The 26,951-nt window shown below is 41.0% G+C and carries 18 protein-coding genes; 6 read left to right on the top strand and 12 right to left on the bottom strand.

Annotated features, from left to right (window positions below; all coding sequences use genetic code 11):
- The first annotated feature begins 9 nt into the window (after window positions 1–9).
- The 3 genes from PSH54_RS08225 to PSH54_RS08215 all read left to right on the top strand — a co-directional run bounded on the left by PSH54_RS08225 (window position 10) and on the right by PSH54_RS08215 (window position 3,968).
- Window positions 10–1,791 carry an ABCB family ABC transporter ATP-binding protein/permease gene (locus tag PSH54_RS08225; RefSeq protein ID WP_273605915.1) on the top strand — a complete coding sequence of 594 codons (1,782 nt, stop codon included), beginning with the start codon at window positions 10–12 and terminating at the stop codon, window positions 1,789–1,791.
- A gap of 94 nt (window positions 1,792–1,885) precedes the next feature.
- On the top strand, window positions 1,886–2,599 hold the full coding sequence (locus PSH54_RS08220; protein WP_004587809.1) for a YebC/PmpR family DNA-binding transcriptional regulator: 714 nt from the start codon (window positions 1,886–1,888) through the stop codon (window positions 2,597–2,599).
- 73 nt (window positions 2,600–2,672) lie between these two features.
- Entirely contained in the window at window positions 2,673–3,968 is a 1,296-nt protein-coding gene (locus PSH54_RS08215) for a leucine-rich repeat-containing protein kinase family protein (protein WP_273605914.1), read from the top strand.
- A gap of 69 nt (window positions 3,969–4,037) precedes the next feature.
- Here the strand turns inward: PSH54_RS08215 and gap are convergent, their stop codons facing one another.
- The 5 genes from gap to glk form a co-directional block, all read right to left on the bottom strand.
- Window positions 4,038–5,042: a type I glyceraldehyde-3-phosphate dehydrogenase gene (gene gap, locus PSH54_RS08210; protein WP_029773117.1), complete on the bottom strand. Its 1,005-nt coding sequence runs from the start codon at window positions 5,040–5,042 to the stop codon at window positions 4,038–4,040.
- A 10-nt stretch (window positions 5,043–5,052) separates the two neighbouring features.
- Entirely contained in the window at window positions 5,053–5,673 is a 621-nt protein-coding gene (gene eda, locus PSH54_RS08205; protein ID WP_273605913.1) for a bifunctional 4-hydroxy-2-oxoglutarate aldolase/2-dehydro-3-deoxy-phosphogluconate aldolase, read from the bottom strand.
- A 34-nt stretch (window positions 5,674–5,707) separates the two neighbouring features.
- Window positions 5,708–7,558: a phosphogluconate dehydratase gene (edd, locus tag PSH54_RS08200; RefSeq protein WP_029773525.1), complete on the bottom strand. Its 1,851-nt coding sequence runs from the start codon at window positions 7,556–7,558 to the stop codon at window positions 5,708–5,710.
- Between the two features lie 325 nt (window positions 7,559–7,883).
- Window positions 7,884–8,897, bottom strand: a complete 1,014-nt coding sequence (locus PSH54_RS08195) for a LacI family DNA-binding transcriptional regulator (RefSeq protein WP_024034047.1) — start codon at window positions 8,895–8,897, stop codon at window positions 7,884–7,886.
- A 34-nt stretch (window positions 8,898–8,931) separates the two neighbouring features.
- The gene (gene glk, locus PSH54_RS08190; RefSeq protein ID WP_273605912.1) at window positions 8,932–9,924 is read right to left on the bottom strand and encodes a glucokinase; all 993 of its coding nucleotides are present in this window, start codon (window positions 9,922–9,924) and stop codon (window positions 8,932–8,934) included.
- Window positions 9,925–10,203: 279 nt separating this feature from the next.
- Between glk and PSH54_RS08185 the strand changes: the two genes are divergently transcribed.
- Window positions 10,204–11,220 (top strand): LacI family DNA-binding transcriptional regulator, encoded by a 1,017-nt coding sequence (locus tag PSH54_RS08185; RefSeq protein WP_054982417.1) that lies wholly within the window; start codon window positions 10,204–10,206, stop codon window positions 11,218–11,220.
- A gap of 108 nt (window positions 11,221–11,328) precedes the next feature.
- Here the strand turns inward: PSH54_RS08185 and PSH54_RS08180 are convergent, their stop codons facing one another.
- The 6 genes from PSH54_RS08180 to PSH54_RS08155 all read right to left on the bottom strand — a co-directional run bounded on the left by PSH54_RS08180 (window position 11,329) and on the right by PSH54_RS08155 (window position 23,441).
- Window positions 11,329–13,740, bottom strand: a complete 2,412-nt coding sequence (locus PSH54_RS08180; RefSeq protein WP_273605911.1) for a glycoside hydrolase family 15 protein — start codon at window positions 13,738–13,740, stop codon at window positions 11,329–11,331.
- Window positions 13,741–13,749: 9 nt separating this feature from the next.
- Window positions 13,750–15,249 carry an MFS transporter gene (locus tag PSH54_RS08175; RefSeq protein ID WP_273605910.1) on the bottom strand — a complete coding sequence of 500 codons (1,500 nt, stop codon included), beginning with the start codon at window positions 15,247–15,249 and terminating at the stop codon, window positions 13,750–13,752.
- Complete coding sequence (locus PSH54_RS08170) at window positions 15,242–17,101, bottom strand: alpha-amylase family glycosyl hydrolase (RefSeq protein WP_273605909.1); 1,860 nt, start codon at window positions 17,099–17,101, stop codon at window positions 15,242–15,244. The genes PSH54_RS08175 and PSH54_RS08170 overlap by 8 nt, the downstream gene beginning before the upstream one ends.
- Before the next feature lie 88 nt (window positions 17,102–17,189).
- Complete coding sequence (locus PSH54_RS08165; protein ID WP_273605908.1) at window positions 17,190–19,046, bottom strand: glycoside hydrolase family 13 protein; 1,857 nt, start codon at window positions 19,044–19,046, stop codon at window positions 17,190–17,192.
- Window positions 19,046–20,539, bottom strand: coding sequence for a tryptophan halogenase family protein (locus tag PSH54_RS08160; RefSeq protein WP_273605907.1), 1,494 nt, complete (start codon window positions 20,537–20,539; stop codon window positions 19,046–19,048). The genes PSH54_RS08165 and PSH54_RS08160 overlap by 1 nt, the downstream gene beginning before the upstream one ends.
- A gap of 115 nt (window positions 20,540–20,654) precedes the next feature.
- Window positions 20,655–23,441 (bottom strand): TonB-dependent receptor, encoded by a 2,787-nt coding sequence (locus PSH54_RS08155; RefSeq protein ID WP_121638204.1) that lies wholly within the window; start codon window positions 23,439–23,441, stop codon window positions 20,655–20,657.
- A gap of 653 nt (window positions 23,442–24,094) precedes the next feature.
- On the opposite strand from PSH54_RS08155, the gene PSH54_RS08150 reads away from it, so the two are divergent.
- Entirely contained in the window at window positions 24,095–25,720 is a 1,626-nt protein-coding gene (locus PSH54_RS08150; protein WP_273605906.1) for an alpha-glucosidase family protein, read from the top strand.
- 126 nt (window positions 25,721–25,846) lie between these two features.
- Here PSH54_RS08150 and PSH54_RS08145 read toward each other — a convergent pair whose 3' ends face one another.
- A complete protein-coding gene (locus tag PSH54_RS08145) occupies window positions 25,847–26,398 on the bottom strand; it encodes a TIGR00645 family protein (RefSeq protein WP_055253277.1) in 552 nt (183 codons plus the stop codon).
- Between the two features lie 235 nt (window positions 26,399–26,633).
- Between PSH54_RS08145 and PSH54_RS08140 the strand changes: the two genes are divergently transcribed.
- Window positions 26,634–26,876, top strand: coding sequence for a hypothetical protein (locus PSH54_RS08140; RefSeq protein ID WP_004587793.1), 243 nt, complete (start codon window positions 26,634–26,636; stop codon window positions 26,874–26,876).
- Window positions 26,877–26,951: the final 75 nt, after the last annotated feature.

The following is a 26,951-nucleotide window of genomic DNA, read 5'->3' as shown; positions in this document are numbered from 1 at the left end:
AGATCCGTAATGCGCTCTAAACACAGTATTATAAAACGCGCCGATGCAATGACCTTAAAACAAAGCATTAAAACGCTGTGGCCATACATTACTAAATTTAAAGGGCGCGTACTTTTAGCCCTTTTAGCGCTTATAGGAGCTAAGGGCGCAACTCTTTTAATGCCTTGGGCATTAAAAGAAATTATCGACTCGGTTGATAAATCAATTAATCCAGTTTTAGTTATCCCTGCATTACTATTGCTTATGTATGGTGGGCTTAGGTTTGCCAGCGTGTTTTTAGGCGAAGTAAGAGATGCGGTGTTCTCTCGTGTGACAGAGCACGCGATGCGTGATATTGGGTTAAAAGTATTTAAACATTTACACTCGCTAGAGCTTGCTTTTCATCTCGATAGGCAAACCGGTGGAATAAGCCGTGATATAGAGCGTGGTACTAGTGGGCTGAGCTTTTTAATGCGTTTTTTAATGTTTAATATTGTCCCCACCCTTTTTGAAATACTGACCGTTGCTATTATTTTTGGCTCACTATTTTCTATTTGGTTTGCGTTAATAACCTTATTAGCGGTTGCTATTTATATTACCTTTACTGTAACAGTAACGCAGTGGCGAAACCGTTTTATACGCGAGGCAAACGCCGCCGATAACCTTAGTAATACACGCGCCATAGACAGCCTGCTTAACTACGAAACTGTAAAATATTTTAATAACGAAGAATTTGAAGCCAAAACATACGACTCTTTTTTAGCAAATTGGGAAACCGCCCGTTTAAAAAATAGAATGTCATTGCTTGCGCTTAATTCAGGCCAAGCGTTAATAATTGCAAGCGCTATTACAGCGCTAATGTGGTTAGGTGCCAAAGAAGTGGTAACGGGCGCTCTAACAATTGGCGAACTTGTAATGATAAACGCCTACATGATCCAATTATTTTTACCGCTTAACTTTTTAGGATTTGTTTATCGAGAAATAAGGCGCGCCCTAACCGATTTAGAAAACATGCTGGGCTTACTTAATAAAAAACCACAGGTAACGCAGCGACCCCATGCTCAACACCTTTGTGTTAGCAAAGGCAATATAGCCTTTAATAATGTCAGTTTTAGTTACGATGCCAGCCGCCCTATTCTTAGTAATATTAGCTTTAAAGTTAAAGCAGGCAGTAAGGTTGCCATTGTAGGTGCAAGTGGTGCAGGTAAAAGCTCGTTGGCGCGGTTACTTTATCGCTTTTACGATATTAGCGCGGGCAGTATAACCATAGATAACCAAGCTATAGACTCCGTCACTCTCGATAGCCTGCGTAAAGCCATTGCTATAGTGCCACAAGACACCGTGCTATTTAACACCAGCATACGCGAAAACATCGCCTATGGCAGACCCACAGCAAGCGATAGTGAAATAGATAAAGCAATAGAAATGGCCCATTTAAAAGACTTTATTTCAACTTTAGCGCAAGGCGATAAAACGTTGGTAGGCGAGCGCGGTTTAAAAGTATCTGGCGGCGAAAAACAACGTATTGCAATTGCACGTGCAATTTTAAAGCAATCTCCTATTTTAATTTTTGATGAGGCAACCTCGGCGCTCGACTCGCACGCAGAGCAAGCCATTTTAAAGGCAATGCGCGATGTAACTCAAAACCACACCAGTATTGTGATTGCACACCGGCTATCAACTATAGTTGATGCCGATAACATATTAGTATTTAAAAAGGGCGAACTAGTTGAGCAAGGCACACATTCAGCGCTTTTATTACAAAATGGTCAATACGCTCAAATGTGGCAATTACAACAGCAAGAAGATTAATTAACGCCATTTACTGGCGATACTGCGGCTTTACCTTTAGAATACGGCCTTGCAATTTTATTCAATAATTTACATATATTAAGGCGAAACGCAGATGGGAAGAGCTTACCAAAACAAAAAAGATTCAATGGCTAAAACTGCGGGTGCTAAAACTAAAGTTTATTCTAAGTACGGTAAAGAAATATACATTTGCGCTAAAAATGGTGGCGTAGATCCAGATGGTAACCTTGCGCTGCGCCGTTTAATCGAGCGCGCTAAAAAAGACCAGGTACCCGCACACGTTATTGAGCGCGCAATAGACAAAGCCAAAGGCGGCGGCGGTGAAGATTACGCAGCCACACGTTATGAGGGTTACGGCCCTGGTAACTGTATGATTATTGTTGACTGTTTAACCGACAACAACAAACGTACGTTTGCTGATGTACGTATTTGTTTTACCAAAGCAAACGCTAAAATAGGCGCACAAAATTCGGTATCACATTTATTTGATCACCTCGCTATTTTTGTTTTTGATGGCGATGACGATGAAGCTGTACTAGAAGCCCTTATGATGGCCGATGTTGATGTAACAGATGTTGAAGTAGAAAACGGTAAAGTGACGGTTTTTGCACCACATACAGAATACAACAACACGCGTACAGCGCTTGAAGAGATGGGTATTACAGATTTTGACGTAGATTTAATTTCGTTTGTACCACAAGTTGAAGCCCCTATTGAAGGTGAAGACGTAGAAGTAATGGAGCGCTTTTTAGCCATGCTTGAAGATTGTGACGACGTGCAAAACGTTTACCATAACGCGCAATTTTAAACTTTACTAAACGTATTTATTTTAAGCCAACAGCAATGTTGGCTTTTTTATTTTAAAAGGCTTGTGAAAATTTATGAATACCCTTGCAGAGCTTAAAGCTGGTAGGTTGAATGGTGTTACTCGCTTACAACTCGTTGAAGGCTTAACACAGTTTCCTTTAGAAATTTTAACGCTTGCAGATACCTTAGAAGTACTCGATTTATCAAACAATAATCTCACTACACTGCCAGATGAGTTTGCGTGCTTAACAAAGCTTAAGCGGGTTTTTTTATCGTTTAACCAATTTGAACATATACCTAAAGTACTCGCTAAGTGCCCTGCTTTAATTATGGTTGCATTTAAAGGCAATCAAATAACAGAGTTTGCACTAAACAGCTTACCTAGTAATATTGAATGGTTAATACTGACCGATAACAAATTAAGCGCATTGCCAAGTGACTTTGGTAATTACACACAGCTTAAAAAGCTCGCCCTTGCAGGAAATAACCTAAAACAACTACCCGCGAGTATGGCCTCATGTACTAATTTAGAGCTAGTTAGGCTCTCTGCTAATAAACTAACAAAACTTGATAATTGGCTATTAGAACTCCCCAAACTTGCTTGGCTTGCCTTTGCGGGTAATGCATTTAATAAAGCTCAGTGCTTAACTAACAGTCGTTTACAAAACACGCCACTTGAAAATTTTCAGCTTAAAAAAGTAATTGGCCAAGGTGCATCGGGCGTTATTCATTTAGCTAAAACAGCACAGCACGATGTGGCAGTGAAATTATTTAAAGGGGCAATTACAAGCGATGGCTACCCACTTGATGAAGTAAACTGTTGTTTACAAGCAGGCTATCATAAAAACTTAATTAACGTATTAAGCTACATAGAGCAAAGCACACAGCTTGGTTTAGTTATGGAGCTAATAGATACACGCTTTACTAACTTAGGTTTGCCGCCAAGTTTAGAAACCTGTACGCGCGATACCTTTAATACACACTGTCACTATTCGCCTGATGCAATTTATAAAGTTGCCCAGCAAATGATAAGCACCCTTGCCCACTTACATGCTAACAACGTAAGTCATGGCGATATTTACGCACACAACACCATGATAAATGAACAATATGACGTTTTATTTGGTGATTTTGGTGCCGCAACAAATTTAGCCATGCTTAGCGAATATCAGCAACAGCAAATACAGTTAATAGAAGTCCGCGCTTTTGGTTGTTTAATTGAGGACTTGCTAAGCACTGTTAGCGCTGCAGATAAGCAAAACGAACTGTTTGGTAAAATGTCCGATATAGCAGCGCGTGCTATAAATACGGATATTGCATCGCGCCCTAGCTTTAAAGAGCTAAGCGCTCTATTAAACGAGCGGGTATAAATTAATCAAAATAAAAAAGCCTGCATAATGCAGGCTTGGTTGGATAAAGCTAAACTTTTATAGGGTCAATTATAAGTACTGACCTAATGCTTTAACTTGGTCTAACATGCGGTTTGAGAAACCCCACTCGTTGTCGTACCAAGCCATTACTTTAACTAGTTTGCCATCAGCTTTAGTTTGCGTTGCATCAAAAATTGATGACGCAGGGTTGTGATTAAAATCAATAGAAACAAGCGGAAGCTCGTTGTACTCTAAAATTTCTTTCATTGAACCTGTTGCTGCGGCTTTCATTACTTCGTTGATTTCTTCAGCAGTTGTTTCGCGCTTAGTAATAAACGTAAAATCGACTAAAGAAACATTGATAGTAGGTACACGTACCGACATACCGTCTAATTTACCCGCAAGCTCAGGAAGTACTAAGCCAACAGCTGCAGCAGCACCTGTTTTAGTTGGGATCATAGACTGAGTTGCACTACGTGCACGGTATAGATCTGGGTGATAAACGTCAGATAAGTTTTGATCGTTTGTATATGCATGAATTGTAGTCATGCTACCTTGCTCAATACCTACTGTGTCGTTAATTGCTTTTGCAATTGGCGCTAAACAGTTAGTCGTACATGATGCGTTAGAGATAATGTTGCTATCAGCGTTAATTACATCGCTGTTAACACCGTGTACTACCGTTGCATCTAAATCTTTACCAGGAGCAGACACAATTACTTTTTTAGCACCTGCTGTAATGTGCTTAGCTGCGTCTTCACGCTTAGTGAAAAAACCAGTACATTCTAAAACGATATCTACGTTTAACTCTTTCCACGGTAAGTTTGCAGGGTCACGCTCTTGAGTCAAAGTAATTACGTCATCACCAATCAGCATAGTGTTATCTGATAACGTTACTTTTTGAGAAAATTGACCGTGAACTGAGTCAAATTGTGTTAAATGCGCATTTACGTTAGCCGGTGCTAAATCGTTAATTGCTACAATTTTAATTTCACTGTTTTGTGCTGACTCGTAAAGTGCACGTAATACGTTGCGACCGATACGGCCATAGCCATTAATTGCTACATTAATCATTTTTAGACTCCTATTTAACTTCACTTGCTTGTCGAGCAAGCGCTTCAATGGCTTGCCAGTCTTTGTTTTCAATTAGTTTCTTATCTAGCATCCACGTACCACCAACACAAATAACGTTATTAAGCGCTAAGTAATTAGGGGCTGTTGCTAGGCTAATACCACCGGTTGGGCAAAAAGTAATGTGCGGCAATGGCCCGCCAATCGACTTAAGCATTGCCGTTCCGCCTGCAGCCTCTGCAGGGAAGAATTTTAAGTACTTAAAGCCATGGCTTGCTAACTGCATTACTTCGCTTGCAGTTGCTGCACCCGGTAAAAACGGAATGTCTGAATCTTTAGCTAGTGCTAATAATTCATCACTTACACCCGGGCTTACCATAAAATCAGCGCCTGCTTCTACTGAAGCATCAAAGCTTGCTTTATCAACCACTGTACCTGTACCAACGTAAGCTTCTGGAACTTCTGCTTTCATTAGTTTTACAGCTTCCACTGCAACAGGCGTGCGTAGCGTAATTTCAAGGGCTTTTAAGCCACCGTTGTATAACGCTCTAGCGAGTGGTGCTGCATCTTCTAGTTTTTCGATTACAACCACTGGCACCACAGGTGCCGACGCTAAGATTTTTTCAATACTCATTACTTGTTCCTCATTACCCAGTGTGTGGCAATTATTATTCAAGTCCAAAAGCACTCGCACCTAAATCGGCGCTGCTTACAATATTTCTAAATCCAGTAAATAACTCTCGGCCGGTACCAAAGGTTAAGCTTGGTTGGCTAAGTTGTAGTTCACGCTTAGCAAGCTCTTCGTCGCTAACATGTACTTTTAATATTCCGTTTGGCGCATCTAGGGTTACTAAATCGCCCTCAAGAATTTTTGCAATAATGCCACCTTCAACAGCTTCTGGCGCTAAGTGAATAGCAGCAGGCACTTTACCTGATGCGCCCGACATACGGCCATCAGTCACAATGGCTACTTTAAAGCCTTCGTCTTGAAGTGTTGCCATTACTGGCGTTAATTTATGAAGCTCTGGCATACCTTTCGCTTTAGGGCCTTGCTCTTTAAGCACGGCAATAAAGTCTTGGTTTAACTCGCCACGGCTGTATGCCTCTTGCAGTTCGCCTTGTGAGCTAAATACTTTAGCTGGGGCTGTTACTACTTGATGCTCAGTGGCTACAGCAGAGACTTTAATGACTGCTTTACCTAGGTTACCTGTAAGTAGTTGTAGGCCGCCTTGCTTGCTAAATGGATTGCTAATTGGACGCAGTACTTCTTCATCGAGTGAGTTTTCTGGGCAATCTACCCATTTCACTTTTGAAGGGCCTGTTGAGTTGCTCATAATTAAGCTGTCGTCTTTATCTAAACGCGGCTCCATCATGTAAGGCGCTAAGCCTTCACCAAGCATTGTTTTAACATCAGTATGCAAGTAACCTGCGCCGGCTAATTCACGCATTAAGAAGCCCATACCGCCTGCGGCTTGGAAATGGTTTACATCTGCTGAGCCGTTAGGGTAAATACGCGTAAGTAGTGGTACAACTTCTGATAAGTCAGACATGTCTTTCCACGTTACTTGAATACCCGCCGCTTTTGCGATAGCAACAATATGAATAGCGTGGTTAGTAGAGCCACCTGTAGATAGCAAGCCAACTAAACCATTAATAATGGTTTTTTCGCTGATTACATCTGCTAAACACGGGCTTTCTTTATCATCTGTAAGCTGCTTAAGCATGGTTTCTACAGCATTACCTGTTAAACCATCGCGAAGCTCAGTATAAGGATTAATAAACGAGCTACCTGGAAGGTGTAGGCCCATAATTTCCATCAACATTTGGTTTGAGTTAGCGGTACCGTAAAACGTACATGTACCTGCGCTGTGGTACGAGGCGCTTTCAGCTTCAAGTAAGTCTTCACGGCTTACTAAACCTTGTGCAAATTTTTGGCGAATACGTGCTTTTTCTTTGTTAGGAATACCAGATTGCATTGGCCCAGCAGGTAAAAAGAATACCGGTAAGTGACCAAAAGATAAGGCACCAATTAATAAACCTGGGACAATTTTGTCACATACGCCTAAACAAAAAACGCCGTCAAATACGTCATGCGATAGTGATACCGCAGTAGACATAGCAATTACGTCGCGAGAAAAAAGCGATAATTCCATGCCATCACGCCCTTGCGTAACGCCATCACACATTGCTGGCACACCGCCTGCAACTTGGGCAGTTGCGTCGTACTTAGTAGCAAGGTCTTTAATTAAATCTGGGAAATCTTTGTATGGCACATGGGCCGAAAGCATATCGTTATATGAGTTGATAATAGCAAGATTTGGCTGCTCATCAGCCTTTAAGCGCGCTTTGTCGTCGCTGCTACACGCAGCCATAACGTGAGCGATGTTTCCGCAGCCTAGTCCGGCACGGACTCTTGTTTGTTTTTTTGCGTGCGAAATACGATCTAAATAATCTTGACGGGTTTGTTTACTGCGTTCAATAACGCGTTGGGTGACTTCTTCAATGCGAGGGTGCAACATAATTTAGCTCATCTCTATTAGTTAGAGGAAAAAGGCTCAGTAGCAATTACAGACTCCACGTAAATAACTGCACTGAGCATCTTTGATTTACCCGTTCAAAGGTACGCTACCAGGGAGCCTCTCACAACAACCCTGACACCGGTGTCACTGTATTAACGCATAGCATTGACACCGGTGTCAACCCTGAGTAACAAAAATAGTGTAAAATTTTAACGTGACCAATTAATGACCATGCTAATTTTAGTTTATTTGCTAAAATCCGCACAAAAAAAACCCGAATAAGCGTCACTCAAATTCGGGTTACTGTGAAAAACAAAAAAGGGGGTTATTTTATTGCAGCAGTAGACTCGCGGGTAATTAAACGTGATTCTAGCGTTACCTGATATGGCTGCTCCTGTGGCTGCGAAATATGCGATATAAGCTGCGTAACAGCTTGTTTAGTCATTTCTTCAACAGGTTGTGCAATAGTCGTTAAGCCCGGCCATATATGGCGAGCAATTGGTGCATTATCAAACCCTGCAATAGAAATATCATCGGGTACGCGTAATTGGCGCTGTGTGGCAAGTTTTAATACCGCCGCCGCCATGTAATCGTTTGATGCAAATACCGCAGTAGGACGTGGCGATAAATCTAAAATGCTGCGCGCACTGTCTACACCTGAGTGATAACTAAAGTTACCCTCTTCTACTAGGCGCTCGTCAAATTCTATACCGTGGCTTGCCAACGCTCGTCTGTAACCTTTAAAGCGCTGTTGTGTAGCACTGTGATCAGGGTGGCCTTTAATAAAAGCAATCGACTTATGACCAAGCGAAATTAAGTGCTCGGTTATTTCATAAGCGCCCTGCTCGTCGTTGCTGCGCACTGAAATTGAATCATCTTCTAGCAGGGCCGATGCAACCCGTGCATAGGGTATTTTTTTAGCTTTTAAAAAATTAGCGAGTTTTTCAAAATCACCAAATGGCGGGGTCAGTACTACGCCATCTAAACGCGAGGTTTGTAATAACTGCTCTATATCGTTAATTAAATCATCGCCACGTAATTCGCACGGGTGTATTAATAAGTTGTAGTTATTTTCTTTACAAGCAGCAAGCGCACCCGTTTGTACGCGTGTTATATAACTTTTACTGGGGTTGTCGTATAAGCAGCCAATAATAAAGCTGCGATTTTGCGCAAGCCCGCGTGCTATTGGGTTAGGCGTGTAATCAAGCTCTTTAAATACTTTAAGTACTTTTTCGCGCGTAGCTGCACTCACGTTAGGCTCATTATTTAAAACCCGCGACACGGTTTTTTTAGAAACCCCCGCATGGCTTGCTACGCTATTTATGGTTACTTTTTTCATTTGTTCATTATCCAAATACAACCATTAAGCAAATTTACTTGCTGTTATATAAACACGCACCCGCCCCAATTAGCGGTATGTTATCTTGTGTTACTAAAGTAACTGGAATTTGCCCTGCATATTGCGACATAACACCTTTTTGCGAAAAACGCTCTACAAAACGGCTTTCAAGTAATCGTGTTTGCATGCGCGGTAAAATACCGCCACCGATAAATAGGCCACCTAATGCGCCGTATACTACCGCTAAATCGCCTGCCACACTGCCTATCCAGTCACAAAACTGATTAAGCGTTGCATCGCACACTTCACACTCGCCACTGTTCGCAAGGCTACTAATTTGTGCTGCATCTAAATTTTTAGCTGTAACCCCTTTCACGGCTGCCATTGCTTTGTATAAATGGGCAATACCTGGGCCTGAAAAAACAGTTTCTATAGATACATGAGGGTGCTCTTTTCGAAGCTCGTTAATTAATAAAGCGTCTAGCTCGTTTACAGGAGCAAGCGACATATGCCCGCCCTCAGAGCTTAACACTGCAGTTGACTGCGCTGTACGCACTAAACACGCAGCACCAAAGCCAGTACCTGGTCCCATAATACCAATATTTGCATTTGCATCGGCTTGACCAGGCTTAATAGTAATATTTTGCGTTGAGTCTAAATAAGGCGCTGCATAAGCAAATGCAGCAAAGTCATTAATTACTTCTAATTGTGTTAAATTAAAATGTGCTTTAAATTCACTAACACTAAAGTGCCAACCTAAATTGGTTAAATGCACTTGGCCTGCTTTTATAGGGCCTGCAACAGCTAAACATGCCTGAGTTGGCGTAACATGAGGAATCGTTGTTAGGTATTGTTCAAGTGCGCTTTCTAAAGAGCCAAAATTAGCACTGGGAAATATGTTAATATGCTCAATAACAAATTGGTTAGTTTGCTCATTAAAGTCGGTAATTAATGCAAAGCGCGCATTGGTGCCACCAATATCGGCAACTAAGATAGGGTTAAACTGGGCAGAAGAATTTTGGCTCATGGTATTATCTCTTTTGTGTAAGCGGCTTATGCTTATTATTTTACAACGACTATGCGTTGTTATTTATACACTTTGAGCTATCACCTCAAAGTAGCTATCACAGTAAAAAAGGCTGCTATATAAAATAGCAGCTAATACGTTTTGACAACAAAATGATAAAACATTGGCATTATGACACCGGTGTCAGGATTAGATCAATAATAAATCGCAAAAAGCTTGAAATAATTCACTAATAGTCGAAAATGACACAATTATTTAGCATTTAATTAAGTTGTATCAATGAAAGGTAAAGCCACCTCATTTGACATTGCCCATTATGCAGGGGTTTCACAATCAACTGTATCTCGCGCTTTACGTAACAGCCCCCTTGTTAATGAAGAAACACGCAAACGCGTCCACGACATAGCAAAACAACTTAACTATAAAGTTGATAAAAATGCCAGCAACTTACGTACTCAGCAAAGTAGTACCCTTGCGCTATTGTTGTTTGAAGACCCAACGTCAGATGAATCACAAATAAACCCATTCTTTTTATCAATGCTGGGCAGTATTACTCGTGCGTGTGCAAAAGAAGGTTACGACTTATTAGTATCGTTTCAATCAGCTAGCGCCGATTGGCAAGCCGACTACGAAGACAGCCACAGAGCCGATGGTATTATTTTGCTCGGCTATGGTGATTACATAGACTTTCAACCAAAATTTAAAACCTTGCTTGACCAAAATACTAAGTTTGTATGCTGGGGCGCAACAGTAGATAACCGCCCAGATCTTACTGTATGCTGCGACAACTACGGCGGGGGCAAACTAGCCGCTGGTCATTTAATTGCCCATAACCGCACTGATTGCGCGTTTATCGGTGATGCATCTGATCACAGCCCAGAATTTTTTGCCCGCTTTCAGGGGTTTAAAGATGAGCTACTTACTAACGGTATAACCATTAATGAGCGAAAAATGGCCAATGCTATTTCAACTGAAGAGTCTGGTTATCATGCTACACGCTCACTTATTGCTAATAACATTAAATTTAACGCACTCTTTGCCGCCAGTGATTTAATTGCCATTGGTGCAATTCGCGCTTTAAAAGAAGCCAATATTAATGTTCCTAACGAAGTGGCCGTGGTCGGTTTTGATAACATAGCCATTGCAAGCTACATAAACCCACCGCTTACAACCATAGCGCAAGACACCACCGTCGCAGGGCAAATGTTAGTAGAGAACCTGCTTAAATTAATACGTGAAGAAGAAGTGCAAAGCACCCTTTTACCGCCGGTATTAATTGCCAGAGGGTCTAGTTAAGAATTTATCACTCAACTTCATTGTGCTTATTAAACATTAAACCCCCACTTAGATACAAAAAAGCCACGGCTGTTAACCGTGGCTTTAATTTTACATTTTGAACTAGCCTTATTTTAAAGCTTTCTCAACAACGGGATAATGATCCCAAACTTGTTTGTCGCTCAGTGAACGAACTAATTTAATATACTCGGCATGAGTCCATGCCAATGGTGTTGCTGAATTAGTCCCCTCGCCTAGCTCATAACCTGCTTTGTTAACCCCTACACCATCCCATACTTGCTCTGGTAACATAAGGCCGTTATTAGCAAATTGCTCTAAGCCTTTTACATAGCTGTTTTTAATTTGCGCTTGTTTAGCATCATCCAGAGCGTTGTTTGCATTAGCTGCTGCGATTTCGTAATGCCCGCGCTCACCGGTGAAAAATGGCCATACACGCCCACGTTGGCCTGGTGTATTGCTGCCACCCTCAGCATAGTTTGTGCCTTTAACTTCATCTTCACCGTAGCCATCATTGCCATAGCGGCGGTAGCCTGCAAAAGTGCCGCTGCCATCGTCAAAGCTAAAGCTGTATTTAACTTGTAGGTTATCTTCAAGCGTTTCGTCGTCATACTCAGGTAGTGTTTTAACGATGCTTTCATCATTTGCACCGCGTACGCCATAGCGTACTAGCTCTAAAAAGCCGCCATCTAAAATTTGCTTTTTATTAAACCCTTCGCGGCCATTATTAGCGTTAATTTTAGTGTTTGAGTTTGCATCGGTATCTTGGCCTATACGAATAAAGTATTCGCCATCGCTATTCTCGCCTTTTAAGTTACCTTCGGTAGTAAACATTTGCGATTCAATATCGCTGCTGTATTTTTTAGCCGTGGCAAGGTAGCGCTGCGCGTTTTTATCATCACCACTAAGCGTTGCGATATCGCTTGCGGTAATAAGGCCTGCCACTATTGCCGCAGTTGTAGATGGCGAATAACCGCTTTGCTCTTCCCAGCGCTCTTGTTGTGTTGCCGGTGGTGTAATTTGTGTGTCGTTCCACAAAATTTTAGCAAGTCCGCCCTCTACTAAAAAATCTGCCGCTGGTTTTAACATTTTGCCGTACCAGTTTTTTAGCTCTTCATCGCTAAGTACGTTGGCTTTATGTAACTTCCATGCCAGCATGATAGGCATAGCGGTTTGATCAAGCTGTACGCCTACCCATTCTAATTCACCGTCGACGTGTGTTTTTTGTAAAAACCAGCCTGTATCGCCTTTATTACCTGGTGTTTTGCTGTTTACTTGCACTTTTTCAAGGTATTCGAACGCTGTTTTTGCTGTGGCAGTATCGCCAAGCGCCATAAATGCCATGGCTACTTGATAAAAATCGCGCACCCATACCGCTTTATAACCCGTAGAACCCTCTTTGGCTGAAACCGTTTCGCCCCATGGGTTAGATAAAGAAGCAATTAATGCCCCTGCGTGTGTTTTATCTTCTTGTGCTTTTAATACCATGGCGCTGGTGTATAAAAGCTTACCGTTATCGGCTGTTTGTTCAACCATGGTATTAAGCGGTTTTAGGCTTTGTAGGTAATCTTCCCAGCCTAGCGCTTCTCCTTTGCCGTTGTAGTGATCGAGCACCGCTTGGTACCCGTTTGCCAAACTTTTTTCGCCTTGCTGAATACTTTGCTGCTGCGTTTTACCAAAGCTCAGTGCTAAATCAAAAGTGGTATTTGCAGTTATCTCGCCAAGCTCTGCAAGCATGCTTACATTACCAGCAGTTTCGCCGGTATTTGTGTATTGGGTAGTTATAGATTGCGTAGTTTTAAGTGCATTAATGCCATCACTTTTTCCTGTAAACCCTACTGTTTTTGCTTTAAATGGTGACGCGGATTGAAGTGATAGATAGTTATCGTTTTCCCATGCTACTAGGCCTTGCTCTGTTGTTTTAGCAAAGTCACCTAAGCCGTTATTATTAATGTACGGATTAACAGACACATACGCTTTTAGCCCTTCAAGCTCAGTATTAAATACGCTGCGTACAAATAGGGTTTGCCCATCTGGGTCAGTAAAGATGTGTTTTTCTAGGCTAAAGCGGCCTTGTTTATCAGTGCTTGTTACTTTATAAGCCAGCGATAACGGGCGACCTTGTGCATCTTTATGTAAGTAATCAATGGTGACATTTAAATCATCCGCTTCACTAACGGTAAAATCTTTACCTGTTACTATAAATTGCATGTCTTTTATTTGTGCTTGGTGAATAAGCCCAAACATGGTTTCGGTGATCATCCCTTTAGCAATTGAAAACCATACTTTAGACACATCCTCCGTTGCAGCTGCATTAGTGTATTGGCCGTTTTGGTATTGCTCGTATGATGTACCAATACCTGTTTTACCCGCATAAGCCCAAAAAGGCTCTGCACCTGGGGCGCCTGGGGCTGATGTAACCTGTGCTGTGGTACTTTCGTTAGTTGTGCTTGTGTTTTGAGCGCCGCAAGCCGCTAAACCTAACGTTAAAAGAGAGGCGGTTATAAGGTTATATTTTTTCATTGTGTGTCCTTAATGAGAATTTTTAACGCGCATTACTGCAACAGCAGCAACAACAAACGAAGCTGCACCAATTAATAATGCATAAATAGGCTGATTAGAAAATACGTGGCGTAAAATAAGCCCTAAAATACTGGCGGCAAGTAACTGAGGTATAACTATAAAAAAGTTAAAAATCCCCATATAAACGCCCATTTTGTTACTCGGTAGTGCGTTACTTAACATGGCATACGGGAGTGATAAAATAGACGCCCACGCAAACCCTACGCCAATCATAGGTATAAGTAGCATTTTAGGGTCTTGAATAAACATAAAGCTTGCAAGACCTAACGCGCCCAGCAATAAATTAAAGCAATGCGCGCCTTTTAATCCCATTTTTTTAACTAAAAACGGAATACACATAGCGGCAATTGCAGCAAATCCATTGTAGGCGGCAAATAAAATACCCACCCAGTCAGCGCCATCGTTAAATGCTTTAGAAGTTGCATCGCTACTACCATAATGAAAGCTTGTTACTGCAGCGGTGGTATAAATCCACATAGCAAATAAAGTAAACCAGCTAAAAAACTGCACCCAAGCAAGCTGCTTCATGGCCTCTGGCATAGTAAATACATCTTGTACTACTTGGTAAAAACCACCTTGGGTTTTATTCGCACTTTTAAGCGCCGCTGCAATCCACTGCACAATACCAAAGGCTAATAAACCACCAGCAAGTAGGTATAATTCTTTTTCAAGGGATAAGCCCATGACTAATGCAAGAGTTGCTAAACCCAGTACCACAAAAATAATGGCACCTTTATTAAAGTTAATATCAACCACTTTGCTTGTTTTAGGTTGAGCGCTTTGCTTTTCAAAAGCCGCTAATTGCTCAGGGCTATATTCTTTAGTACGTGCAACGGTCCAAAGCACGGCAACAAGTAACACCACCCCGCCCCAATAAAATGAGTATTTAACAGATTCAGGAATTTGCCCTGGGGCTGCGGTATTACTTACATCAAACCAGTTGGTCATCATCCATGGTAGCGCCGAGGCTAACACCGCACCAATACCAATAAAAAAGCTTTGTAAACCGTAACCTGTCGCGCGCTGTTTTTCTGGCAAGTTATCGCCAACAAGCGCTCTAAACGGTTCCATGGTTACGTTGATTGACGCATCCATGATCCATAACATACCTGCGGCAATCCAAAGCGTTGGTGAATGCGGCATAATAAATAGTGAAAGCGTTGTTAACACTGCGCCTATAAAAAAGAACGGACGACGACGACCAAAGCGACCCCAGGTTTTGTCACTCCAGTAACCAATAATTGGCTGTACAATTAAACCGGTAAGCGGGGCTGCAACCCATAAAATGGGAATATCATCAACTTGTGCGCCTAATGTTTGAAATATTCGGCTTACATTGCCGTTTTGCAGGGCAAAACCAAATTGTATGCCTAAAAAGCCAAAGCACATGTTCCATATTTGCCAAAAACTTAAATTTGGCTTATCGGTAATATTATTTTGATTATTCATTATTAGCCTTATTTGTTAATACTGCGCTGCTAAATGCATCAAGTGTGAGGTTAAATGTAGCGCCTTGCGGGTGAGCTTTAAGCTCGGTGGTGTGATTTTCAAGTAAATCATTTAATAGCGTATTTTCACTCATTGCACCTAATTGTGCCTTTGATAAATTAACCGTAACTGTTTGTGGCTGCTCACTAAAGTTACTTAACACATACACACTTTGCTGGCCTAAAGAGCGGGTAAAACCAACAACACGTTCACTTCCTACAAGGTTAAGTGCCGACATTTCTCCGCCTACTACAGCAGGTAAACTATTCAGTGACATAACCGCTTTGTAGTAATCACGAAGTGCTACTTGCTCTGCGGTTAAGTTTGCGCCATCAAATTTCCCATTATTCATCCATGCTTGGTGCGCAGGGACGCCAATGTAGTCAAAAATACTGGTACGTGTCGGCGCTCCAAACCCCGCGTTTTCAGAGCCATCTTCTCCCACATCTTGAGCAAAATATAAAAGTGTTGGCGCGCGGCTAATTAAATTAGAAACAACTAAAGCAGGTTTACCCCACTGGGCATTACCTGCAAAGTCTGGGCTTGCGATTCGTTGCTCGTCGTGATTTTCTAAAAAATGCAGCATGTGTTGCTCTATATCGAGCACACTTTGATGCGCATCAAAAATACTATTGGCAGGTTGTTTAAGTTGCATTATCGCTTTTAAGGTATCGTAAAAGCCGACTTTATCGTAAAGGTAATCCATTTTACCTTGCTGAATATACGCGCGGTACATTAACGGGTTATATACTTCGGCCAATAAAAAGGCATCGCTTTTTTGCATTTTTATTGACGAATTTAAAAAGCTCCAAAATTCAACCGGTACCATTTCGGCCATGTCGTATCTAAAGCCATCAACGCCTTTGTCTAGCCAAAAAAGCGCAATGTCTCTAAATTTGTACCAGCTATCTGGTAGCTCTTTATCTTGCCAAAATGCATAATGAGCACGGTAATCTTTGTCTTTATAGTCGTTTGGCAGCTGAGCAAAATCGTAGCTCCCATCTGGCTTTACGCCATAATTTACTTTTACTGTTTCGTACCAATCGTTAATATCGGGTTTTGGTGCACGGGCACCGTTACCTGTCCATTTAGCAGGTGTTTCATCAAAAAAGCCATCCGCAAGTGGGTGAGCCTTTCCCCCTAACACGGTATAAGTTGTAGAGGTAGGCACTTGAAATGACTGCCCAGGCACATAATAAAAGTTGTTATTTTTATCGTACGTTTTACTGGTGTCGTCTTGTGCGCCGAAATCCTCTACGCCTTTAGGCTTTCCAAGTGATTGATAGTTTCGGGCAACATGGTTAGGCACTATATCAATAATGACTTTCATACCGTGGCTATGTGTACGCTCAATAAGCCGGCTAAACTCTCCCATGCGGTTTGTTACATTAACGGCCAGATCGGGGTTAACATCGTAGTAATCTTTAATTGCGTACGGTGACCCTGCGCGGCCTTTTACTACATCGGGGTCATCTTGTGAAATGCCGTAGTCGGTATAATCGCCCACTAACGCGTGGTGTAATACACCGGTATACCAAACGTGCGTGGTACCTAGCTCTTTAATGCCTTTGAGGGCTGCATCGTTAAAGTCGGCAAATTTACCTACGCCGTTTTGCTCTTTAGTGCCCCATGGCACATTGGCTGTTTCGGTATTGCCAAACAAACGGGTAAATACTTGATATACAACCGGCTTGGTAAGCTCATTTTGCGTGTGGGCAGGTGCTTGCTGTTGTTCAGGTTTGTTATTTTCTGAACACCCTGTAGCAATAAGTGCACTACACAGTACTGCGGGTACATAAACTGATTTTTTCATTGTGTGTCTTTTTTGTCAGTATTGTTATTAACTTTATACTAAAGATTACTGCAGCAACCATACAGTTGCTGCATACGTATTCAGGTCACTATTGTGGCGTATTTATAACGAGTACCGTTGCGCTCATCGCTGGTAATTCAATGGTTTTGCCAAGCTTTTGTGTTTTTTGAGTAAATAAATTAAATGCTGTTGTGCTGTTAGGCATTACCTCTTGCATATACTCAATATTTTTTTGTAGCGTTTGTGTGTTTTTATTCATAAATACCAACACTGTTTGCTCATCGCTAATACGCGCATAACTATAAACCCCTTGTTGAGGCGTAAAGTGTACAAGTTTGCCTTTATCTAGTGCTGAGCTGTTTTTTCTAAAGTTAAGCAGCGTACTGATGGTGTTATGCATCTCTTTTTGCTGTTTTGTTAAGCCCTCTTTGGTAAAGGCATTACGAGTTTGCCCTTCAAACCCGCCGGGGAAGTCGATTCTAATATCACCATGGTCTTTACTTGGGGTGTTATCTAATAGTACTTCCGTACCGTAATACATTTGCGCTATGCCACGTGTGGTTAAAAACAAGGTCATCGCCATTTTTGTTTTGGCTACATCTTGACCAAGCTCAGTGTAAACACGGCTCATATCGTGGTTATCGGCAAATACCATAATGTTATTTGTATCAGGGTATAAAAAGTCATTAGCTAACGATTCATATACTTTAACCCAACCCGTGTTCCAGCTTTCATCTTCATTTAGCGCTTGAATTACCGACTCTTGCAACGAAAAGTCCATCACGCTTGGTAAGCTTGATGTATAGCCATCTTGGTTATGCTTTCCACGTTGCCAGTAAGAGGCAATAGCAGGGTTAGACGTCCACTCTTCTCCAACAATATTAAAATCTGGGTACTCTTGCATTATGGCTTTTGTCCAATCACTCAAAAATGCTTTATCTGAGTAAGAGTAGGTATCAACACGTATGCCGCTTAAATCGGCGTATTCTATCCACCAAATTGCATTTTGAATTAAGTATTCACTTAACAGTGGTTGGCGCTGATTTAAATCAGGCATGGTTTCTACAAACCAGCCATCGTTAAACTGGCGCTTATCGTATTCACTGGCGTGTGGGTCTTGTATGGTTTGGCGCGCATGGCTGGTGGCATTTTTGCCATTGTTAAATTCACCATTAAAGTTAATCCAATCTTTAGTTGGCTTATCGTTAACCCAAGTATGCTCAGAGCCAAAATGGTTAAGAACCATATCCATTACTAGCCCTATACCCTGCTCTTTTGCTTTTACTGATAACGTTTTGTATAGCTGGTTTGAGCCCATGCGTGGGTCAACCTTATAAAAGTCTGTAATTGCATAACCATGATAAGAATAGTTAGGCATGTTGTTTTCAAGCACTGGGGTTAACCAAAGCTGTGTTACGCCTAAGTCGTTTAAATAGGGAAGCGCGTTTATAACGCCCTGAATATCACCACCGTGGCGCCCACCTTTTATACTCGGGTTTGCCGCTTCTAACATGCTTGCGACGGTATCGTTTTGTTTATCACCATTAGCAAAGCGATCTGGGTTAATCAAATAAAGCGTATCAGCTGATGTAAACCCTTGACGCTGAGCGCTGTTTTTATCTCGCTCAAGAAGTGGAAACTCAAAGTTATTGCTCGTTTCGCTGCTATTAAATTCAAGTGTTCCGGCTTTAGCGGCGTCGGTAATGGTAATATTTAAAAATACATAATTTGGATTGTCGGTACGGGTTACTTTATTTAACTTAACGCCGTTGTATTTAGCTAATTTAATTTGCTCGTTTGCAATGTTTTGCTCATGAACCATGATGGTAATCGTGTTTTTGTTCATGCCAACCCACCAATTAGCTGGCTCAACGTCAAGTGCGAAGCTAATGGTTGGTAAAGTACAGGCACTTACAAGTAAAAGTTTTTTTAAAAGTTGCATCATCAGGCCTTTTTAATTTTTGCTAAAAAATCTTTATGAGTGGGTAATTGATCTACCGTTGAGGTAATAAGCGTTTTTAGTGTTGAGAATAAATCGTTTAGTTGTTCACTACTGAGTGAGTCAACAATGCTGTTGTAATCTTCGGGGATAAGTCCTTGCCCAATAAACACCTGTTGCCAGGCAACTTCGGCAAATAATTCGTCGTTTTCGCGCACTACTTTGCCGGTTTGCTTAAATAATTTGAGCTTATGGGCCAATGAGTCAGGAATGTCCATTTGCTTACATTGTCGCCAAAATGGGGAGTCTTCTCGCGCTGTTAGTGTGTAATGCAATATTATAAAATCACGAATGTGCTCTATTTCTATCACACTTTGCTTATTAAATTCAGTAACTAAAGCATCGCTTATGCCATTGTGTGGAAACAGCTTTATTAAACGGGTTACGGCACTTTGTATTAAATGAATACTGGTAGACTCTAGCGGCTCTAAAAAGCCACTGGCAAGGCCAACCGATACCACGTTTTTATGCCATTGTTTTAAACGTCGTCCTGTTTTAAATTTAATTACCCGCGGCTCAGTCATTGGCTCAGCAGGTAAATTATTTAATAATAACTGCGTTGCCGCATCGTCAGATAAATAACGACTACAGTACACCAAGCCATTTCCTATTCGGCTTTGCAGCGGTATTTGCCACTGCCAGCCTGCGCTGTGTGCAATTGAACGCGTATAAGGTTTTAGCTCGCTAGTACCTTGAGACTGCACCGCCACGGCGCTATCACACGGTAAATAATGAGACCAATCGACAAAACCGGTGTTAAGGGTTTGCTCTATGAGTAAGGCGCGCTGGCCTGTAGCGTCTATAAAAAGGTCGCCATTTATCTGCTGTGTGTTACCAAGGGTTAATGATTTTATATTCCCTGATAGAGGGCATTGTTCTACCTGCTCTATTTTGGCATCAATATGCTCAACACCGCGTGATGTTGCGAGCTTTTTTAAAAACTCAGCATATAACGTTGCGTCAAAGTGATATGCATAACTCAAGCCAGGCAATTGTGTATTAGGTAGGGTATTTAAGGGTGCAAATTTATGCTGTTTAGCCGCTTGGTAGTTAAGAGAAAAATCCCATAAGCTTTCTTCTGCACCGCTAATATGCCCTTTTACCCAAAAATTGTAAAAATCGCAAAAGGGGAAGTCTTTTCCAAATGAGCCAAAAGCATGCATGTAGCTATGAGAGGGGGTTTTCCAATTTTCGAACTCAATTCCTAATTTTATAGATGCATTTGTAGCGTTTATAAAATCTTGCTCGTTTATACCCAGTGCATTGTTAAGTTGAATAATAGGCGGAATTGTTGCTTCACCCACGCCTATAGTGCCAATAGTACTTGACTCAATAAGGGTTATTTTAATTACTTTACCTAACACTTTATTAAGCAAGGCGGCTGTTATCCACCCTGCCGTGCCCCCGCCTGCGATTACGACGTGTTTTATTGGTTTCATATTATTGTCCACGTTTACAGTTTAAAGCTTTGTTAAGTTTGATAAAATTTAGATAAAGTAGCTATAAAAAAGCCCTTGTAAAACAAATTACAAGGGCTCCTACACACAACCTTTATTATAGCTTGTAGCTAAAGCCTAACAAGTAAGTACGTCCGTAATCTTGGTAGTCACGAACTTGTAGCGCGTTATCGCCAGAAAGCGATGTAAACGGCTCTTCTGTTAAGTTTTGAACTTGGAACTGAATTGATAACCCTTCAAGGCTTTCAACACCGGCCTCACTAAAGTCGTAACCCGCTTGAATGTCCCAAATTGTTTCGCCTAGGATATCCACTTGCTCGGTATCAAAACCTAGCCCGTATACATCACCTTTAAAGGCACTACGTTTACGCATGCTGGTACGCAGTTGAATACCATTCATTTCGTAGTAAACCGTTAAGCTCTGAATTTTGTCAGACAGACCCGGTAACTCGTACTCATTACCGTTTTGATCTTCAATATCAGACTCAATACCGGTATGGCTTGCAATTAAACCAAAACCTTCAAGTGACGGGTGGAAAATTTTAAATGGCAATGCAAGAGATAGCTCGTAACCGTATAGGTCGCCGCCACCGCCATTTACTTTACCACTACCAGTACCTTCAGAAGTAGCTGGGATTTCACCTGTTGAAGGGTCAGCAACGCCCGACATATCAATTTCGTATGTGCCGTCAAAAATCCACTGGGTTAAGTCTTTATAGAAAAACGCAGCAGAGAAGTAACCTTCATCGCTAAAGTAGTTTTCGTACGTTAAATCGTAACCAGTTGCTTCTTTAGGCTCTAGGTTAGGGTTACCACCCGATACAGACCAAAAGTTACCATTTTCATCAGGCGTTGTGTTGTATGATGCATCAATAGATGAGTTCATTTCGTCCAAACGGGCGCGTGAGATTGTTTTAGCTGCACCAAAACGCACTGTTTGCTGCTCATCAATCGCAAGTGATAAGTTCAAACTTGGTAAAACGTGTGAATAATCGTGGCTAATATTGGTAGGTGATGCCACAACAATGCCATCTACAGTACTAAATGCATTACCTTGCGATGACTGATCAGTGTGAACGTAACGTACACCGATATTACCCGTTAACGCTAAGCCGCTTACTTCTGCATTAATATTAGCTTGTGCAAACGCAGAGGTAATTTCTTCTTTTACGGTCCACGATTTAGTTAAATGGCTCGTATTTGTTAAGCTTTCATCAAGTAAGTCGTAGTAGCCGTCATTAACAAGACCATTTACATCGTAGGCAATCATATCGCCCATGCCAATAAAGTCTAAATCAACGCTGCCCATTCGATACTGCTCTGGCACGGTAACTAAACCCGGGTTATCAAGTGAAAACCCAGATAACGTCATAAAGAAGCCCTGCGAATCTTTGGTTTTTTCGCGCTCTTTATAAGACATACCAAATTCAATTGAGCTGAAGTATTCGTTTTCTAATACTTTAGATGCCGCTAGTTTTAACGTAGATAACTCATCTTCAATTGTAGGTGCATTAATGAAACCATCTTGCGCTTGGTTTTCATACTCGGTGCCGGTTAAGCCATATTTATCATTTAAAGCAGAGCTTGCACCCCATGATAAAGGACCACCTAATTGTATTAAGCTGTAATCGCTGTAATCTAAGTCATGAGTAAACGTAGCACCTGTATTACCACCGTTAAATGTGTAACCTAGGTTATCTGCAACACCGCGAGCATCGCCTCGGCCTGTGCCTGAATAACTCTCAAGGCTCCAAATTTTACGGTCTACTTGCGAGTAACTTGCGTCAAACTCTACTGACCACGAGTCATCAATATCGTATTTAGTGTTAAAGCCAAACGCGGTTAATTCTGCTTCACGCTCTTCGTAGTCGTTACGCACAACCACACGTTGGCCATTTGTTACCGCACTGGTAATAAAGCCACTTGCGTCATCTACAGCTACGCTTGCAGGGTCAATCGAACCTTGACCCCATGCGAATGGGATTTCGATACCACGTAAGATTTTTTCATCTGTAAAATCAACATATAAGGCATCAAACGTCATGTTTAATTTGTCTGTAGGCGCGGCCTCTAGTACGAGCATTGCTGAGTCACGTTCAAGGGTTGATGAACGTACAAATGGTTTTGCACCCCCTAATATAGAGTACGTTTGACCATCATCAGCAGTAAATTCAGGGTAACCCCAAGAGTTCCAACGTTTTTCTTGATTTGGAGAGCTCATGGTATTTAGTGCAAACGCAACACCTATGGTGTCATCTGCAAATTGATCAATGTATGAAATAGTACCGCGGTAACCATCGTCGTTACCGTCTGGGTTTAGTTTATCAAAGCTAGTTTGCTCGTACTGGCCATTAACTTGAAATACACGCTCGCCTTTACTTAAAGGACGTACGGTTTGCATGTTAATAACACCGGCAATACCTTCTGCTTCAATACTTGCATTAGGTGTTTTATAAACGGTAACGCCGCTCATAATTTCTGATGGGTAAAGGTCAAACTCTACGCCGCGGTTATCGCCAATAGATACTTGCTCGCGGCCATTAAATGTAGTGCCACTTTCGTTTTCACCAAAACCACGAATTGATACTCTACTTGCGCGACCATCTAGGCGCTGCGCCGTTAAACCTGGTAAGCGTGCAATAGACTCAGCAATAGATGAATCAGGAAGTTTACCTATATCTTCAGCTGAAATTGACTCAACGACTTGAGTAGAAAAACGCTTTGTGTTGATTGATTCTACAACACTGCCACGAAAGCCTTTTACTTCGATAACCTCAACGTCATCATTTTTAACTGTATCTTCTTGTGCTGCTACAGAGGCAAAGCTTGCTAATCCTGCAGTAGCCATTGCCAACGTTAATATACTTGGTTTGAACATAGACATGATGTTTTTCCCGTTACCCATATTGTGATACTCGCTTCTTTATTTGAGTGATAGTCAAACAGGCGAGCTAATTTTGTTGTCAGCATCAATATTAACGCTCGAATTATTTTATTAACAACTTTATGCATACGTATTCAGTACTATGCAAAACGCTAAAAGTTAACAATGAGTTCACAAATAAAACTTTAACCCACTGTTTTAAATAGTTTTATATTGGTGCAATCTAGTGATTTATTATCATTATAAAAATACATCAATTATTTACCTGAAATCCCTTTGTCATTATTTGTAAATAGCGTTAATTAAAGGTTTTTTATAAATTTACACGCATATCTTTTGTAAAGATTACCAGGTTAAATTGGTCTGACCAAAGAGTGGAATCACCAAAGCTGTGCAGCCCTTTAAAAATAAGCACCAAAATAGTCAGCTGTTTTAGTTACACTTAAATAAACATGATTGGTAAAAGTGCTGTAGCGGTTTTTATGGGTAACTTTCTGCTTAGCTAAAACCGCTTTTATGTAAGTAAATTAGCTGCATACGTATGCAGACTTTTTACAGAGCAGCACCCTTCACGTATGCTTTTTGAAAATTTAGTGATTGTTTCAATCAAACTAATAACAATATAAATACTGTGTGGAACGACGGAGAAAAGTATGGCCCAACAGCAGTGGTATAAAGGTGCGGTTATTTATCAGGTTTACCCGCGAAGCTTTCAAGACAGCAATAACGATGGTATTGGTGATCTTAAAGGGATAATTAATCGCATTGATTACATTAAAAGCTTAGGCGTTGACGCTATTTGGATTTCTCCTTTTTTCAAATCTCCAATGAAAGATTTTGGCTACGACATAAGTGACTATCGCGATATAGACCCCATATTTGGTGACTTAAACGACTTTGATGAGTTAATAGATCAAGCACATAAACGCGACATTAAAATTATTATTGACCAAGTGTTAAGCCATACATCAGACCAACATCAATGGTTTTTAGATAGCCGCGAAAACCAAAACAATGATAAAGCTGACTGGTACGTATGGGCAGATGCTAAAGAAGATGGCACAGCGCCTAATAACTGGTTATCTATTTTTGGTGGCGGTGCTTGGCAATGGGAGCCTCGTCGCGGTCAATACTATTTACATAACTTTTTAACCGAACAGCCTGATTTAAACTTTCATAACCCAGATGTAAGAAAAGCTGTTTTAGAAAACGTAGAGTTTTGGCTTAAAAAAGGTGTAGATGGTTTTAGATTAGACGCTATTAACTTTTGCTACCACGATGCACAATTACGTGACAATCCTGCAAAGCCTAAAGATAAACGCCAAGGCCGTGGCTTTAGTGAAGATAACCCATACGCGTTTCAGTACCATTATTATAATAACACCCAGCCAGAAAACATTGAGTTTATGCAAGACATACGTGCACTACTTAATAAATACCCGGGTACTGTATCACTTGGTGAAATTTCATCGGAAGATTCATTGGCAACAATGGCAGAATATACCCAAGGCGGCGATAAGCTGCATATGGGTTACAGTTTTGAGCTACTCACGGATGATTATTCAAGTGAATACATAAGAGAAACCGTACAGACTCTAGAGCAACGCATGACTGAAGGTTGGCCGTGCTGGGCGTTTAGCAACCATGATGTAGAGCGTGTTGCGAGCCGCTGGAGCCAAAATGGTGAAATAAACCCAGCACAATGCAAAATGCTTACAGCTTTATTAGCTTCTTTGCGTGGTAGCGTATGTATGTACCAAGGTGAAGAGCTGGGGCTAGGTGAAGCCTCTGTAGCATTTGAAGACCTACAAGACCCATATGGCATTACCTTTTGGCCAAACTTTAAAGGTCGCGACGGCTGTAGAACGCCAATGCCATGGGAAGGTAACAACACACAAAACGCAGGATTTAGTGCTGCTAAACCCTGGTTACCGGTTGATAGCGCGCATACGCAGCAGGCTGTGTCTGTACAAGATAAAGATGCAAACTCTATACTCAATGCTTATCGTGAGTTTATGGCATGGCGTAAACAGCATACTGTGTTATTAGCAGGCGATATTAAGTTTATTGATACTGCTGAGCCTATCCTCGCTTTTTACAGAACGCTAAACGAGCAAACTATGTTATGTGTGTTTAACTTAGCTGATACCAATCAAACATTTGAGTTGACTAAAACAGTGACTGAGGCGCATGACTCACTATCTCACTGTAATGCTACTTTAGATGGTAATAAACTCAACATGAATGGTTTTGGCTGTTACTTTGCTTTTGTAAAATAAGAATGCCCTGACGTATGATGCTCAAAAGCCCGATTTTATCGGGCTTTTTTGTGCGCTCAAATAGTGGGGCTGCTATAGCCGGTATTAAGACGAAATACAGGCCACCAAACCACTAACTTAACCTTTCTAATGTGATTGTGTTTTACTGTTTAAATAATCAGTGAGCGCAAATAACACGCCAGAGCTTACAAAGGTGACATGGATAATCACTTTCCAAAATAGCTCCTCACTTGAATGAATATTAGAATTAATAAATACCTTTAAAAGCTCAACCGCAGATATGGCAACAATTGCGCTAATAAGCTTCATTTTTAAGCCTGAGAAACCTACTTTTCCCATCCATGACGGCCTATCTTCGTGGCCCTCAATATTAAGCTTTGACACAAAGTTCTCATAACCACTAAAAATAATAATAAGTAATAAACCAGCCAGTAAAGCGGTATCAACGAGGGTAAGTATACCCACTAATAACTCTTGGTTTGTTGCACTAAAAGTGGCAATACCCATTAAATAAAGTTGCTTAAAAAACTTTATTAATAGCAATATTACAGCAAATAGTAGGCCTACAAAAAACGGGGCTAATAACCAGCGCCCTTTAAATATAAACGACTCTAAGCCCTGCTCTACTTTGTGTATTTTACGAGGCGTACTGGTTGGTTTTGCTTGGTGTTCTGACATTAACTTATCTTTTTATAAAAAAGCGACCTTAGCTTATAATTTATTACAACACAATTACTTATATAATTATTTAAGCGTAATTTACTCATCTTGACGATAAAAATTTTTCGTTATCTTTTATTTTAATTTCGATTAAAAATCACTACACCAACAGAGTTGTTCTGCATTGGGCACTATTTAAATACAGCTTTAAAATGTATTTAAATCGTAAAACCATTTATTTAGGAATCAACAAATGAATAAAGCATTGCTAGCATTAATAGTTGCACCACTTTTTGCTGTATCTGCAACGGTTGCAATCGCAGACGATGCACCAGTAGCTTCTGCACAAACAATTAAAGAATACACAGATATGTGTGTAAATTGGGCTAAAGATGATGATGTAAGTAACGACGATCTATTTGGCTATGTTCTTCAATGCGTTAATGATGAATTAGAGTCTGAAGGCTACAAAAAAGTATCTACTGTACAAATCTAAACAATAAAAAATATGCGGCTAATAAAGCCATTGCGACGCATATAATCATAAAAAAACCGGAATGACACAAGCTGT

It is taken from the genome of Pseudoalteromonas sp. Angola-30 (assembly GCF_028599215.1).
Lineage (GTDB): Bacteria > Pseudomonadota > Gammaproteobacteria > Enterobacterales > Alteromonadaceae > Pseudoalteromonas > Pseudoalteromonas atlantica.
This window is presented reverse-complemented; position numbering and strand designations above follow the sequence as displayed.